Below are 13,786 nucleotides of genomic sequence, written 5' to 3' on the forward strand. Positions count from 1 at the left end.
GGCACCACTATACAGCGCACTGAGTGATTGATTCTGGCGTTTGCCACACACTTTGCGCAAAGCCAGGTTGGTACGGAACAGCTGATGACATGCATTCATTTTTCCTCGTCCCACGCGACCAGAGCCTTGTTTCGGCAAACACCGGGATCGGATGGCTGCTGGAATGATTTGCAGGTCATTCTTGAGGATCCCGAACAGAAAGCAGACTGGCTCGTTGCCTATGATCGCCACAAGGCGCCGCTCAAAACGCGGGTGCCAAAAGCCCGCCGGGTGCTGGTGATCAGTGAACCGCCGGACTTTCAGGCCTATCCCGAGGCGTATCTGGACCAGTTCGGAATCGTGTTATCCCCCTATAATGTCAAGGGGTTCAAAGGCCTGACCCGGATCACGCAAACCGCCCTTCCCTGGTTCTACGGGATGGATATCGGTGCCGGTGGATCCTTGCATGTCAGCAAGGACTGGCAAGCCTTGTCGCAACCGGTCCGCACCCTTGAAGACCGAAGTCTGGAGCTCACTGCCATTTGCTCCACCAAAAGCCAGACCAAAAATCAGGTGCGCCGATTGCGCTTTCTGCGCCTGTTGAAGGTCGCGTTGGGGGAGCGGTTAACAATCTTCGGGCGCGGCTTCCAACCCCTTGAAGACAAGGCGGAAGTCATCGAAAATTCTCGATATCATCTGGCTTTGGAAAACAATCTTCTGCCCCATGGCTGGACGGAGAAAACGGCTGATACCCTGCTCGGCGGCGCATTTCTCATTCATGGTGGCTCGCCGGCCATTGCGGATGATTTCGACAAGGATGGCCTGCTGTGGATTGATCTGACCCGTCCACGTGAATCCGTTGAGCGAATCCGTCAATGCCTTGATCAGGGCCGAGCTGGGAACGAGCGGGCGGCCATCGCCATGCAGGCCAACAAGGATCGGTTGATGCATGAGCATAATCTCTTTGCCGTGCTGGACAAATTGGTTATAGATCTGTCTCCAGAGCTGGCAGACATTCCTCTGTTGGAAAGACCCGAGCCGATTCGCTGGATCAAGGCCTCGCGTCTGTCACGCCTGCTGAAAGTGCCGCGCGCTGCAAAAAGGCTGCTGTGGCACATGGAAATCACCCTGTTCGAGCGGAAGTGAACGAGACCGCCCACAGGCGACGGCGCAAAAGGTAGCTGATGAAAGCCATTCAAGTAACACCGCACAATGTCGACCAGTTTCTCTGTGTCCGTATTTTCGGTGGCCTCGGCAATCAAATGTTCCAATATGCAGCGGCTTTTGCGCAAGCCCGGCGGCTTGACCGCAAGTTGCTGCTTCATGTGGTCGATTCCAACCGCCTTGGTCACACCACGTTCGGTCTGGCCAACTTCGCCCTTGAAGCGGATCTCTGGGACTGTGATGCGGCTAAAGCGTTCGGCTTGAAACGTCTGTTCTCTCGATCAAAAAACAAACATGGAGACAATTGGCCCGGCACCCATTTTCGACATTTCAGCCTGACCACAAACGAGGCGATCCATGCAGTTAAGGCGGGGTGTTATCTCAACGGATATTTCCAGTCTGAAGATTATTTCGATAGCGAAATAGATGGCGTGCGACAACAGTTTTCCTTGTCCCATCTGATCAATGATCTGGCCAAAGACAGTTTGAACACGGTGTCACGTCCCGGTTCCGTGTCCGTTCATGTCCGACGGGGCGATTATCTCTATGATCCCAAGGTGCTGAAAATCCACGGCATCATGGAAGACCATTATTACAATGGTGCCCGTGCATTGATGGAAAAGATGGTGCCCGATTGTCATTTCTACATTTTCAGCGATGATATCGAAGCCGCCGATGCCCTCACCAAGCACTGGTCTAACCGCACCTTGATGCCCGAAGCCTTCCGGATGCATGATCTCGCCTTGATGAGTCAATGCAATCACCATATCATCGCCAATTCCTCCTTCAGCTGGTGGGGCGCCTGGCTGAATCCGAAGGCGCATAAGCAGGTCATTGCGCCCCGTCGATGGTTCACGCGCGACCATATGCAATCGACTTATATCGATGACATCTGCCCTCAGGGATGGATTCTGATCTGACAGGGACAGCCATGCGCTTCTTTCTTATCAATCTCGATCGAGACAATGACCGTTTCATTTATATGCAAGAAGCGCTCAAGCCTTATGGCATCACACCTGAACGAGTTCCTGCCTGCCTCGGTCTGGCCATGGATGAGTGTTTGAAGCCCTTCTTCCTTGATGATGCAGGCGAAATTGCCAGCGCCATGAGCAAGGGAGAGATTGGATGCTATGCCAGTCACCTGACGATTCTGAAACGCATCGTCGATGAAGATATCAAAGAGCCGGTTCTGGTGATGGAAGACGACTTGCGCTTTGAAGCAAACTTCCGCCCCCTAATGGCGGCCATCGACACCCTGCCCGAAGATTGGGAAATTGTGCGCCTGAGCAATCCGGCCAAGGCCCATTTCAAGACGGTCTCAAACCTGCCCGGTGCAGCTGGTGAGATTGTCCTCTATTGGCGGGTGCCCAACAATACCGGTGCCTATGTGATCAACCAGTCCGGTGCCCGCAAGTTTCTTGGCTACCAAACCCGCCGAATGCGGCCCGTGGATGAAGATTTGCGTCGTCCCTGGGAGCATGGCCTCACCACCTATGGTGTGCTGCCTGCGCCGATCACCTCGAACATTTTCGATTCCACAATCGACGCTATCGGCGGCGATCGTTCACTGCCAGCCCGCAAACGCTTCGCCGACGCGGGCAATCATTATGGGCAGGAATGGCGTTATCGGGTGCGGACATTCGGTTTGTTCGGCTGCCTCAAGGCGATGCTTGCGACCCTATTGTTCAAGGCACGCTACAAAAAACGCTCTCGCCACTGACGAGCATTCGCGCGGAGGCCCGGCTATGATCGATCGGCTGCGAAAACTTCCCACCACTAAGTATTAACAAAGGGTAAATCGGCTTCGACTCTGGGCGCGATTCCGTTGACTCTGCCTCGACTCTGCGCGCAAAGTTATCGCTCTTGTCACCCGGTGCGATGACTCTGGTGCTGCAAATAGTGAATGGTTTCAGTGCGAGAAAGACTCTGGTCTCTCCGTCTTTTGCTTCTCTCCCATCTGTGAAGACTCTGTGGATAATAAAAGTTAACAAGCCCTAAACAGAGAATCTGGTTTCATCTGAAAAGCATAAAGATAAAATTTTTCCGATAGCGAAAGAATTTCATTAAACTAATGATATATCCTTACATCGGCATTAGGCCGCACTGGAAAAGTGTGGTTTCATTGAGTTGCAATTTCTATTTTTTTGATATTCGAGATTTTGATCATGCGTTACCAACCTGCCTATATTTATCCGGGAACCAAGGGAATTGAACGCCAACCGATCAAGGAACCGGCCCGCTGGCGGTTGCAGCGGCCACAGCTGTCGGTGGATCAACGCGGATCGGTTCGTCTGTTGCGTTTCTTCCTCGTCGTGGTCGGCTTTGCCTTGTTTGTGGTCGGTCTTGCGCATTTCTCCACAGCCTTCACGGCTCAGAATTGGAAGCAGGTAACGGCAGTTGTCATGAAGTCCGACGTGGTTCGGATGACCTATGAGGATGGTACGCCGGTCTTCACGGCCGATATCCAGTATCAATATTTGTATGATGGCACGCTCTATACCGGCCAGCGCCTGTCAGTCCGGCCAATCCGATCTCACTCGCCCGGCGAAGTGAAGCATCAGATTGCGGCCTATTCCGTGGGGCGCACGGTTTTGGCCCATGTCAATCCGGACCGTCCGGAAAAGGCTTTCTTGAAAACCAATCCGGACAGCTATCTCTATGCTCTTGTCATCCCCGGCTTGCTGATGATTTTGCTCAGTGTTGCCATCGGGCAGGTCATCTACATGCACGCCCTGCGCAAGCAGCGCGAGGCATGGCGCTATGGGGAATTCAAGGGCTTGCGCACCAGTGCTGCCTGACGATCTCGCCCGACCTGTTCAAGGTGCAAAGACACATTCGGTCATTCGCCATCGCGAAGCTGACCAACGTCAGCGCTTGGACAACCATTGGCCACGCTGAACTGACGGAATGTGTCGAGGCCAGATCATCTTTGGATATGAAAGATTCCGATTTTTGCTTCGGAACCGAAATAATCGTTAGATCGCTGGCTGATCCCTACAGCGCCGCTGCAATCTCGTCGACGATCTGGCGGGCCATTGATGGACGGTCAGCCGCATTGAGCACCGGACGCCCAACCACCAGATAATCAGCACCCGCTGCAATGGCCTTGCCCGGCGTCATCACCCGCTTCTGGTCGCCAACATCGCTGCCACTCGGGCGGATGCCCGGGGTTACGATCGACACATTCGGGCCGACAATGGTGCGCATGGCCGTGGCTTCCTGTGCTGAACAGACGATGCCGTCCATGCCTGCTTCTCTGGCATCCTTGGCGCGCATGGCAACCAGTTCCTCTGCACGCATCCGATAGCCTGCCTCGAGCAGATCCTGATCATCCATAGAGGTCAGTACGGTGACACCGAGCAGTTTGAGATCCGAGCTGCCCCGCCCCGCGACAGCGGCCCGCATCGCCTTGGGATAGGCATGAACGGTCAGAAAGGTTGCGCCCATGCGGCTGATCGAGTCCACGCCCTTCTCGACCGTATTGTCGATATCGAGCAATTTCAGATCCATGAAGATCTGCTTGCCTTCTGCTATGAGGTCATGGGCCAGCGCAAAGCCACCTGCATAACCCAACTGATAGCCGATCTTGTAGAAGGAGACTGTGTCCCCCAGATCATCGACAACCCGGCGGGCGTCATCAAGCGTGGGCACATCAAGGGGTACGATCAGGCGGTCGCGGGCGCTGATGGACATGGGAAGATCTCCGTAGCTGACAGATTTGGGATAATTGGCAAGAGCCTTATCACCCAAATCTGGTCCGGTCCATAGCTGTGTAGGTGAATAGATGGCCGACGATGGTCTATCCGAGTGGCTTCAGGCGTTGCGCTGTCTGGATCAGTTTATGGGCACAGCCCTCAAGGAAGGCGCTTTGTCGATCCTCTTTCAGATCGCCCTTGTCGTCAAAGGCCGAGCCCGCATTGCCGACGCTCACCTGTTCCGGAATCACGATGGCCCCCAAGGCCACGAGGATCTGGCGGAAATGAGCCAGAGAACGCATACCACCCATCTGGCCGGGTGAGGCCGCGCCAATGGCAAAGACCGGCGACCGATAGGGATGGCGACCTTCGGCCGGCACACGCGAGACCCAGTCGATGGTATTTTTCATCAAGGGTGTCACAGAACCATTATATTCCGGGCTGGCAATGAAGATACCGTCATGCTCGGCCATCAATTTGGCCAGTTTCACCGCATTGTCCGGCAGGCCCTTTTCTTTTTCATCATCGGCATTGAATAGCGGCAGCGGATAGTCAGTCAGATTCAGATATGTGACATCCATTTCCATCAGGCTGAGTTTTTTGGCCATGACACCCGCCAGAGCCTGATTGAAACTACCGGACCGCGTCGACCCAGCAAAACAGAGAATACGCGTCTTTTGCATAACCCATCCTGTATATTGAAGAAGAAGAAAGAGGAGAAATCGTCGCAAACAGACCTATTGCAGCGGTCTGCGATACACCCAGACACGGGCGGGCGGCAGGTTGCCAATGACCCAGTTGCTGGTCTCGATGGTGAAATTGCCCTCCCCGACTGGCACCGGCGGAACCAGGGCATAGGAAAACTGGATGAAGGGGCAGCCCGGTGCCAGCGCATCAAGGCACATATCGATCAGTCTGCTGCGCATGGCCTTCGGCTTGGTGAAGAGGGGCAGGCTCGAGACCACCGCTGCCAGAGGCTCGTTGATGTGAGTCTGCCGGATTGTCTGAAAGTCATAGGCATCCCCCTGCATCACCGTCGCACCGGCAAAGCGGTCGCGCAGAATGTCGACAAAGTCGGTGGAATATTCCACCGCCAGCACCCTGTTTGGCTCAACACCGCGCCCAAGGACCGCTTGTGTGACAACGCCCGTCCCGGGCCCCAGCTCCACCACCAGACCCGGTTTGGCCGGATCGATGAAGGAGGCCATGCGCCGCGCCAAAGCCGGGCTGGACGGCGCCACTGCGCCGGTTTTCAGCGGATTGTCGAACCATTGCCGCAAGAAACGGATTTCATCCGGGATCTTGGTGATCAAGGGACGGTTACGCAATTTCTTGAGCATTGGATTCTCCGGCAAAATCCAAGCCTGACATTCGACAGGCTTGAGGAGTAGACACTGTGACCCGTGCCAGATGGCGCGAGAGAATAAATGAGGGAACATACGTAATCAATATATTGTCAAATGATGCGCGATGAAAGACATCACATCAAGAAAAGAAACAAATCAAGCCCGGTAAAGGCTTGTAGTCCCGACATCAATCCGGCTGTGCCATCAGCATTCGGCGACAGCATGATCCGCTTTGATGGTGTTTTTAAGTCAGCGGATGCAAAAAAGGGGTGCTGATCCAACACCCCTTTTCAACATCGATTGGCAGACTGTTATCTATTCGCCGATGCGTTCGAAGAAATCCTTCACCTTGGCGAAAAAGCCGTCGCTGCCTGGATGATTGTCTGCATGCGCCAGCTCGTCAAACTCCATGATCAGTTCCTTCTGGCGTTTGGTTAGCTTGCGCGGCGTTTCCACGTCGACCTGAATATACATGTCGCCATATTGCGCACTGCGCAGAACCGGCATGCCCTTGCCACGCAGACGGAACTGTTTGCCCGTCTGGGTGCCTTCGGGCACATTCACCCGCGTCTTGCCACCATCCACGGTCGGGACCTCGAACTGGCCACCCAAAATGGCGGTCGACATCGAAATTGGCACGCGGCAGAAAATGTCTGCCCCATCCCGCTGGAACAGGTCATGCGGTTTCTGGGTAAGGAAGATGTATAGATCGCCCGGAGGGCCACCCCGGACCCCGGCTTCCCCTTCGCCGGACAGGCGAATGCGGGTGCCGTCCTCGATACCAGACGGAATGTTGACCGACAAGGTGCGGTTTTCCATCGTCCGACCCGAACCGTGACAGCTCTCGCATGGATCCTCGATCACCTCGCCACGGCCATGACAACTTGGACAAGTCCGCTCGACGGTGAAAAAGCCCTGTGTGGCCCGAACCTTGCCGATACCACCACAGGTGCGACAGGGTTTCGGGCTCGTGCCTGCCTTGGCACCGGAGCCTGAACAGGTGGTACAGGTGACAGAAGTCGGCACTTCGATTTCGGCGGTTTTGCCGTGGAAGGCCTCTTCCAGTGTGATTTCCATATTGTAACGCAGGTCAGCCCCACGCTCGCGACCGCGGGACCGACGGCCACCGCCGCCCATCATGTCGCCGAAAATATCCTCGAAGATATCGGACATGGAGGACCCGAAGTCAGATCCGAAGCCCTGCCCCATTCCGCCTTGTTCAAAGGCTGCATGACCATAGCGGTCATAGGCGGCGCGCTTCTCGGCATCCTTGAGAATTTCGTAAGCTTCATTGATTTCCTTGAAGCGGGCTTCGGCCTCCGGGTCGTCCGGATTGCGGTCAGGGTGAAATTGCATCGCTTTCTTGCGAAAGGCGCTTTTCAACTCCTTGTCGTCAGCCCCACGGGAGACCCCGAGCAATTCGTAATAATCGGCTTTGGACATCCGTTCCACTTTCTAACTCGTCTTGGTCTACGGCCAATCAACGGTCTGATCTGGCGTTTCCAGTGCAAGATATGCATTGATGTTGATGGCTTTTTCGACGCGATAGCCGCGATCTAGGCACAGCGACAGAGCATCGGTCTTCTGATCTCGGCCCACCTCGATCAAAATCTTTTTGGGCCACAAGGACTTTGGTGCCGCATCGAAGAAAGGCTCCAGCGCCTCAAATTCGTGTCCCTCGATGTCGATTTTCATCACATCGATATGGTCGATCCCATGCGCTTTGACAAGGTCCGACAGCGGCCGCATTGGCAATTCAATGCAAGGGTTGGTTTCTGCGTCGCACGCCACATGGGCTTCACCACGGTTGGAAACCGAACTGACAAACCGCACAATGCCCTCTTCTCGCCCGATGGCAAAGGGGGCGATGGTCACGTCCCGTGCATCAGAGGCATCAAGGTTGAACGCCAGGCGCTTCTGGTTCACCGGATCCGGCTCGATCGCCAGTCCGACGAAGGGCTTGCCCAGCGCCAGCGCCTCGTCACGGGCAAACAGGCTGTAAAGCCCGATATTGGCGCCGCAATCGAGAAAGACGAAAGGCGCCTCACGTGCGACAGATGCGGCTATGTCAGCAGCAATGGCCGCCCGCTCCCCTTGATCCCATGAAGACAGCCCGACAAAGGCCCGCTTTTCACACCGATTGCTCTTGGGATAAAGGCGCAATTTCTGCGAACGGAAGACCGGTACATCATAAGGCGATGAGGTCAGCAGATAGAGCAGCTTGCGGGTGATAGACGCAAGGCGTCGATCAAACAGGCCCGCACCACGCGCATTGGCTATGGCCCGAAGGTGGGCGAGGGACGCAGGCAACGCATGGCTGCCATAGACATCTTCGGAATCTGTCGGAATGTTCATTTGCCCGCCCAACTGCACTGGTTTCACAACAAAACCCGAAGTGTGGCATCACTCCGGGTTCTCAACACGATGAGGCAGCACCCGATGAGTGCTGCCTTTTGTCTTGTAACGACCCGGCCTTAGGACTTTTTCTCGTCATCGTCGCGGACTTCTTCGAAGTCGGCATCGACGATGTCATCATCCTTGGCAGCATCGCGTGCAGCATCTGCGGCGGCTTGGGCTTCCTCATCGGACTGCTGTGCCGCATACATGGCTTCACCAAGCTTCATGGAAGCATTGGTCAACTCTTCGGTCTTGGCTTTGATCGCTTCAAGATCGTCACCTTCCAGAGCGGTCTTCAGTTCGCCAATCGCTGCCTCAATGGCAGATTTGTCGGCATCCGATACCTTGTCGCCAAAGTCGGCAACGCTCTTCTCGGCCGAGTGCACCAAGGCTTCGCCGTGATTCTTGGCTTCCACCATTTCCTTGCGCACCTTATCGGCTTCGGCATTGGCTTCGGCATCCTTGACCATCTTTTCGATCTCGTCGTCGGAAAGACCGCCAGAGGCCTTGATGGAGATTTTCTGCTCCTTGCCGGTGCCCTTGTCGAGCGCGGATACGTTGACGATGCCGTTGGCGTCGATGTCAAAGGTCACCTCGATCTGCGGCACACCGCGTGGGGCTGGCGGGATGCCAACCAGATCGAACTGGCCAAGCATCTTGTTGTCGGCAGCCATTTCACGCTCGCCCTGGAAAACCCGGATCGTCACGGCGCTCTGATTGTCATCAGCGGTCGAGAAGACCTGACCCTTCTTGGTCGGGATGGTGGTGTTGCGGTCGATCAGACGGGTGAAGACACCGCCAAGGGTTTCGATACCCAGAGACAGCGGGGTCACGTCGAGCAACAGCACGTCTTTCACGTCGCCCTGCAGAACGCCAGCCTGAATGGCCGCACCCATGGCAACCACTTCATCCGGGTTCACACCCTTATGAGGCTCTTTGCCAAAGAACTGCTTGACCGATTCCTGCACCTTCGGCATGCGGGTCATACCGCCAACCAGCACGACTTCGTCGATTTCGGAGGCGTTGAGGCCAGCATCTTTCAAGGCGGCTTCACAAGGCTTGATGGTGCGTTTGACCAGATCGTCAACCAGCGCTTCGAACTTTGCACGGGTCAGCTTCAGGGTCAGGTGTTTCGGACCAGAGGCATCTGCGGTGATGTAAGGCAGGTTGATCTCGGTCTGGGTGGAGGAAGACAGTTCGATCTTGGCTTTCTCGGAAGCTTCTTTCAGGCGCTGCAGAGCCAGCTTGTCATTTTTCAGATCAATGCCGCTGTCTTTCTTGAATTCCTGCACCAGATAGTCGACCAGACGCATGTCGAAATCTTCACCACCCAGGAAGGTATCGCCGTTGGTGGATTTCACTTCAAACACGCCGTCGCCGATTTCCAGAACGGACACGTCGAACGTGCCACCACCAAGGTCATAAACCGCGATGGTCTTGCCGTCGTTTTTATCAAGGCCATAAGCAAGCGCAGCTGCAGTTGGCTCGTTGATAATGCGCAGCACTTCCATGCCTGCGATCTTGCCGGCATCTTTGGTGGCCTGACGCTGGGCATCGTTGAAGTAGGCAGGAACCGTGATAACGGCCTGCGTGACTGGGGTACCGAGATAGTCTTCAGCGGTTTCCTTCATTTTCTGAAGGATCATCGCGGACACCTGAGAAGGAGAGTATTTACCACCCTCGACTTCCACCCAAGCGTCGCCATTGTCGCCTTTGACGATCTTGTAAGGGACCAGATCCATGTCCTTTTTAACGGCTGGGTCATCAAACCGACGACCGATCAGACGCTTGACCGCGAACAGGGTGTTCAGCGGATTGGTCACAGCCTGCCGTTTGGCTGGCTGGCCGGCCAGACGCTCACCATCGTCGGTGAAACCGATCATCGACGGGGTGGTACGGGCGCCTTCGGCGTTCTCGATGACTTTTGGCTCTTTGCCATCCATAATGGACACGCAGGAGTTTGTGGTGCCCAAGTCAATACCAATGACTTTGCTCATTCTTGTTTCTCCTTATCGGCAGGTCGGTGAAACCCTTCAAAAGCGGTTTGTTTGCGCCGGTTGTCGGCCCGACCCCCTGAAGATGCGCGTTGCCGCGCGGGTTAGGTTCCATTCAATGGGACATATAGGGGCCACCCATGCATGGTGCAAGGCTGAAACCCTACCAGTTTGAACGCTTTTGCGACAAAATTCGAAAAGTTGGCACCCCTCATATAAGAGTGGAGCGGCAAAATAAAGGGGGTGTTTCGGGTTAAATCGGGGTTAAGATGAAAAATTCCCCACAAGAGGCCTCAATTGACCCGCCCAAAGCAAGGCGAAGGGCCGTGTAAATCGTCTTAGCATAGCGGTTTTTATCCGCTAGACTGATGCAAGCGGTTTTTCTGACTGAAGCAAACACAGACCCTGAAAAATACGATCGGGCCGCACCGACTTTGCCGTTCGTCATGGGGGACAAGGGGAGAAAAGACATGATCAACAGACATTGGATGCCGATTGCCGTGATTGCAGCCTTGCTGCTCACTGTTGGCCAACTGGGCATCAGCGTGGCCTCGGCACAGCAATTTTACACGCCAGAAAGAGGCAGTATGGAGCGCAAGGCGGTGCTCAACGCGATTCGCCCGCTGCTGGAAGCCCGCCTTGGCGCACCGGTTGAATTCGTGGTCAACCGGATGAATGTCTATGGCGACTGGGCCTGGCTGGTGGTTGAACCGCAAAGGCCCGGTGGCGCAGCCATTGCCACAAACGGTCCGCAATTCAAAATGTGGAGCGATCAGGACGGCCTGACCACGTATGCGCTGCTCCGACAGGCCTATGGCCAATGGAACCTGATTGACTATGCCATCGGGCCGACCGATGTCTTCTGGGACGGCGATCCGCTCTATGCACAATTCCCCAGAGCCTTTACCTTTGCGGAGTGAGACCATCAGCCGATTGTCCGGCAGCCGACCTCTGACCGCTGCCGGATTTTCGAACAAAATGGGCAGCATAATGGATCCCGCAGGCCCCTTTCTGCGTTAGAGGGCTGGGGGATGTCGTCGCGAACAATGGCAACGGGCAGGGCGGACAGCAACATGAGGCGGATCATTCCAAGGCAAAAAGGACCAGAAAATGCGATTGTTGAGTGCTCATCTCGCACCCGAAATACAAAAGGCTCTGCTTAAAGATATTCGCGCAATCGTGGCCAAAGCCCCGCTTTTCACCCCGACCATGCCGCGCTGGGGCAAACCTTTGTCGGTGCGCATGTCCAACTGCGGCCCGTTGGGCTGGCTATCGGACAAATCGGGCTATCGCTATGAGCCGGTCCATCCAGTCACCGGTCAGCCTTGGCCTGCAATCCCTGATCGCTTGATGCAGCTCTGGCAGGATCTGACCGGCTACCCGTTGCCGCCTGAAGCCTGTTTGATCAATTATTATCGTCCGGACGCCAAAATGGGCCTCCATGTCGACAATGACGAAGAGGATTTCGATGCACCGATCCTGTCTGTCTCGCTCGGCGATGATGCCCGCTTTCGCCTTGGTGGCAGGGAACGCAAGGATCCAACCCAGAGCTTCCTGCTCCAGTCCGGTGACGTGTTGCTGCTCGAAGGCGAAGACCGCCTCGCCTATCATGGGGTCGACAAGATCTATCCCGGCACCTCGACTTTGCTCAAAGAGCCGGGCCGGATCAATTTGACCATGCGGCGGGTGACAAAGGCCGGAAGTGACACGAGACCGGAAGGAGCCAGCCGTGACTGAGCCGAAAAACAGCGTCCATGCTTTCCTCAATACCGGTAGCGGCACCTTTCGCACCGCCGATCTCGACGCCGTCAAGGATCATATCCAGCAGGCCTTGGCTGATCACTATGATGCAGTGACCTTTCATGTGGGAGACGGCAAGGCGTTGATCGACGACATGGAGAAAACCGCCCGCAGCGAAGATTTTGCGGTCCTGTTGGCCGGTGGGGGCGATGGCACCGTGTCGGCGGCAGCTGAATTTGCCTGGAAGCATGACAAGATCCTTGCGGTCATTCCAGGCGGCACGATGAATCTGTTTGCCCGTTCGTTGGCCATGCCGCTTGATCTCGATGCTGCCATCGATGCTTTGGGGCACAGCCAAATGCGCGCCTATGACATCGCAACCGCCAACGGTCGTCCCTTTGTCCATCAAATGTCGATTGGTCTGCACCCACGGATGATTCGCAAGCGTGATCGTCTGACCTATGGCTCGCGCTTTGGCAAAATGGCCGCCAGCCTGAAAGCTTTTTGGCGGACCATCGCCCGCATGCCGCTCTATCAGTTGACCCTCTCAATCGACGGCACACCGGAAACCTGCAAACTGAGTGCCCTGTCCATTTCCAACAATCTGTTCGGTGGCACCACACCGCCCTTTGCCGAGCAGCCCGATGGTGGGCGGCTCGGTGTCTATATGGTTGGCCGGATGAACCGCCAAAAGGCACTGAAACTGGGCGCTGATCTGTTGCTAGGGCAAACCCACGACAATCCCGACCTCACAATCAGGGCTGCCAGGAAGGTCGAGATTTCAATGACAAGCCGCAAGAAACCGGCCAAATGCGTTCAGGATGGCGAATTGCTGCCCTTGGAAGACAAGGTGACGATTGAGCTTCACCCCAAAAGCCTCAGGGTCTTGAGTGCGAAAACGGACTGAACCGGGCCGCACCAATGCCATTCACTTTCGATCCTTGACGCTTTCCATCACCACAAAGGTCGATGTGTGGGACACATGGGGCAGGGCGGAGATTTTCTCACCCAGCACCTTGCGATAGTTCGACATGTCACGGGTGCGGATTTTCAGAAGATAGTCGAAATTCGACGCGATCATGTGGCATTGCTCGATTTCCCTGATATGGCGCACCGCCTCGTTGAAGGCATTGAGCGCGTCCGATCGTGTATCGCTGAGGGAGACCTGCACAAAAGCGATATGCCCTTCGCCAAGCTTTTCCGGGTCAAGCATCGCGCCATAGCCACGGATATAGCCCTTCTCCTCCAGCTTGCGCATCCTGAGCTGGCAAGGGGTCTTTGATAGACCGACCTTTTTTGCAAGGTCAGTGATCGTGATCCGCCCGTCGTCGGCCAGAACGTCGAGAATTTTGCGATCAAGATTGTCCAAATTGTCCATAATTGTCAAAATTTCTAGGCATTGAATGAAGTCTATGGACCAAAAATAAGAGAATTTGGCTAAATTTGCAAATCATTCAGTCGGTTCGCCTAG

14 protein-coding genes are annotated in these 13,786 nt (G+C 55.4%); 7 read left to right on the forward strand and 7 right to left on the reverse strand.

Annotated features, from left to right (window positions below; all coding sequences use genetic code 11):
- Positions 1-84 precede the first annotated feature (84 nt).
- The 4 genes from FDK21_RS08900 to FDK21_RS08915 all read left to right on the forward strand — a co-directional run bounded on the left by FDK21_RS08900 (position 85) and on the right by FDK21_RS08915 (position 3,941).
- Positions 85-1,125 carry a hypothetical protein gene (locus FDK21_RS08900; protein WP_138148233.1) on the forward strand — a complete coding sequence of 347 codons (1,041 nt, stop codon included), beginning with the start codon at positions 85-87 and terminating at the stop codon, positions 1,123-1,125.
- Positions 1,126-1,163: 38 nt separating this feature from the next.
- Positions 1,164-2,063: an alpha-1,2-fucosyltransferase gene (locus FDK21_RS08905; RefSeq protein WP_138148234.1), complete on the forward strand. Its 900-nt coding sequence runs from the start codon at positions 1,164-1,166 to the stop codon at positions 2,061-2,063.
- 11 nt (positions 2,064-2,074) lie between these two features.
- Positions 2,075-2,863 (forward strand): glycosyltransferase family 25 protein, encoded by a 789-nt coding sequence (locus FDK21_RS08910; protein ID WP_171022000.1) that lies wholly within the window; start codon positions 2,075-2,077, stop codon positions 2,861-2,863.
- Positions 2,864-3,308: 445 nt separating this feature from the next.
- Positions 3,309-3,941, forward strand: a complete 633-nt coding sequence (locus FDK21_RS08915) for a DUF3592 domain-containing protein (RefSeq protein WP_138148236.1) — start codon at positions 3,309-3,311, stop codon at positions 3,939-3,941.
- A gap of 196 nt (positions 3,942-4,137) precedes the next feature.
- Here FDK21_RS08915 and pyrF read toward each other — a convergent pair whose 3' ends face one another.
- From pyrF to dnaK, 6 genes are all read right to left on the reverse strand, one after another.
- Positions 4,138-4,836, reverse strand: coding sequence for an orotidine-5'-phosphate decarboxylase (pyrF, locus tag FDK21_RS08920; RefSeq protein WP_114008183.1), 699 nt, complete (start codon positions 4,834-4,836; stop codon positions 4,138-4,140).
- A gap of 106 nt (positions 4,837-4,942) precedes the next feature.
- Complete coding sequence (locus FDK21_RS08925; RefSeq protein WP_138148237.1) at positions 4,943-5,521, reverse strand: NAD(P)H-dependent oxidoreductase; 579 nt, start codon at positions 5,519-5,521, stop codon at positions 4,943-4,945.
- Between the two features lie 54 nt (positions 5,522-5,575).
- Positions 5,576-6,178 carry an rRNA adenine N-6-methyltransferase family protein gene (locus FDK21_RS08930; RefSeq protein WP_114008181.1) on the reverse strand — a complete coding sequence of 201 codons (603 nt, stop codon included), beginning with the start codon at positions 6,176-6,178 and terminating at the stop codon, positions 5,576-5,578.
- Positions 6,179-6,499: 321 nt separating this feature from the next.
- Positions 6,500-7,627 carry a molecular chaperone DnaJ gene (dnaJ, locus tag FDK21_RS08935; protein ID WP_114008180.1) on the reverse strand — a complete coding sequence of 376 codons (1,128 nt, stop codon included), beginning with the start codon at positions 7,625-7,627 and terminating at the stop codon, positions 6,500-6,502.
- 27 nt (positions 7,628-7,654) lie between these two features.
- Complete coding sequence (locus FDK21_RS08940) at positions 7,655-8,539, reverse strand: FkbM family methyltransferase (protein WP_114008179.1); 885 nt, start codon at positions 8,537-8,539, stop codon at positions 7,655-7,657.
- A gap of 119 nt (positions 8,540-8,658) precedes the next feature.
- Entirely contained in the window at positions 8,659-10,578 is a 1,920-nt protein-coding gene (gene dnaK / locus FDK21_RS08945; protein WP_114008178.1) for a molecular chaperone DnaK, read from the reverse strand.
- 467 nt (positions 10,579-11,045) lie between these two features.
- Between dnaK and FDK21_RS08950 the strand changes: the two genes are divergently transcribed.
- The 3 genes from FDK21_RS08950 (at position 11,046) to FDK21_RS08960 (ending at position 13,222) form a co-directional block, all read left to right on the forward strand.
- Positions 11,046-11,495: a hypothetical protein gene (locus FDK21_RS08950; RefSeq protein WP_138148238.1), complete on the forward strand. Its 450-nt coding sequence runs from the start codon at positions 11,046-11,048 to the stop codon at positions 11,493-11,495.
- Between the two features lie 190 nt (positions 11,496-11,685).
- A complete protein-coding gene (locus FDK21_RS08955) occupies positions 11,686-12,312 on the forward strand; it encodes an alpha-ketoglutarate-dependent dioxygenase AlkB (protein WP_138148239.1) in 627 nt (208 codons plus the stop codon).
- On the forward strand, positions 12,305-13,222 hold the full coding sequence (locus FDK21_RS08960; RefSeq protein ID WP_171022001.1) for a diacylglycerol kinase family protein: 918 nt from the start codon (positions 12,305-12,307) through the stop codon (positions 13,220-13,222). The genes FDK21_RS08955 and FDK21_RS08960 overlap by 8 nt, the downstream gene beginning before the upstream one ends.
- 21 nt (positions 13,223-13,243) lie before the next feature.
- Here FDK21_RS08960 and FDK21_RS08965 read toward each other — a convergent pair whose 3' ends face one another.
- Positions 13,244-13,693: an Lrp/AsnC ligand binding domain-containing protein gene (locus tag FDK21_RS08965; RefSeq protein ID WP_114008174.1), complete on the reverse strand. Its 450-nt coding sequence runs from the start codon at positions 13,691-13,693 to the stop codon at positions 13,244-13,246.
- Positions 13,694-13,786: the final 93 nt, after the last annotated feature.

The organism is Cohaesibacter sp. CAU 1516 (assembly GCF_005771485.1).
Classification (GTDB): Bacteria; Pseudomonadota; Alphaproteobacteria; order Rhizobiales; family Cohaesibacteraceae; genus Cohaesibacter; species Cohaesibacter intestini.

Excerpts from the sequence above, each read along its gene's own strand:
- FDK21_RS08900 (WP_138148233.1), top strand. The coding sequence starts at position 85 with ATGACATGCATTCATTTTTCCTCGTCCCACGCGACCAGAGCCTTGTTT.
- dnaK (WP_114008178.1), bottom strand. The coding sequence starts at position 10,578 with ATGAGCAAAGTCATTGGTATTGACTTGGGCACCACAAACTCCTGCGTG.
- FDK21_RS08925 (WP_138148237.1), bottom strand. The coding sequence starts at position 5,521 with ATGCAAAAGACGCGTATTCTCTGTTTTGCTGGGTCGACGCGGTCCGGT.
- FDK21_RS08940 (WP_114008179.1), bottom strand. The coding sequence starts at position 8,539 with ATGAACATTCCGACAGATTCCGAAGATGTCTATGGCAGCCATGCGTTG.
- FDK21_RS08950 (WP_138148238.1), top strand. The coding sequence starts at position 11,046 with ATGATCAACAGACATTGGATGCCGATTGCCGTGATTGCAGCCTTGCTG.
- FDK21_RS08930 (WP_114008181.1), bottom strand. The coding sequence starts at position 6,178 with ATGCTCAAGAAATTGCGTAACCGTCCCTTGATCACCAAGATCCCGGAT.
- FDK21_RS08915 (WP_138148236.1), top strand. The coding sequence starts at position 3,309 with ATGCGTTACCAACCTGCCTATATTTATCCGGGAACCAAGGGAATTGAA.
- dnaJ (WP_114008180.1), bottom strand. The coding sequence starts at position 7,627 with ATGTCCAAAGCCGATTATTACGAATTGCTCGGGGTCTCCCGTGGGGCT.
- FDK21_RS08965 (WP_114008174.1), bottom strand. The coding sequence starts at position 13,693 with ATGGACAATTTGGACAATCTTGATCGCAAAATTCTCGACGTTCTGGCC.
- FDK21_RS08955 (WP_138148239.1), top strand. The coding sequence starts at position 11,686 with ATGCGATTGTTGAGTGCTCATCTCGCACCCGAAATACAAAAGGCTCTG.
- pyrF (WP_114008183.1), bottom strand. The coding sequence starts at position 4,836 with ATGTCCATCAGCGCCCGCGACCGCCTGATCGTACCCCTTGATGTGCCC.
- FDK21_RS08905 (WP_138148234.1), top strand. The coding sequence starts at position 1,164 with ATGAAAGCCATTCAAGTAACACCGCACAATGTCGACCAGTTTCTCTGT.
- FDK21_RS08910 (WP_171022000.1), top strand. The coding sequence starts at position 2,075 with ATGCGCTTCTTTCTTATCAATCTCGATCGAGACAATGACCGTTTCATT.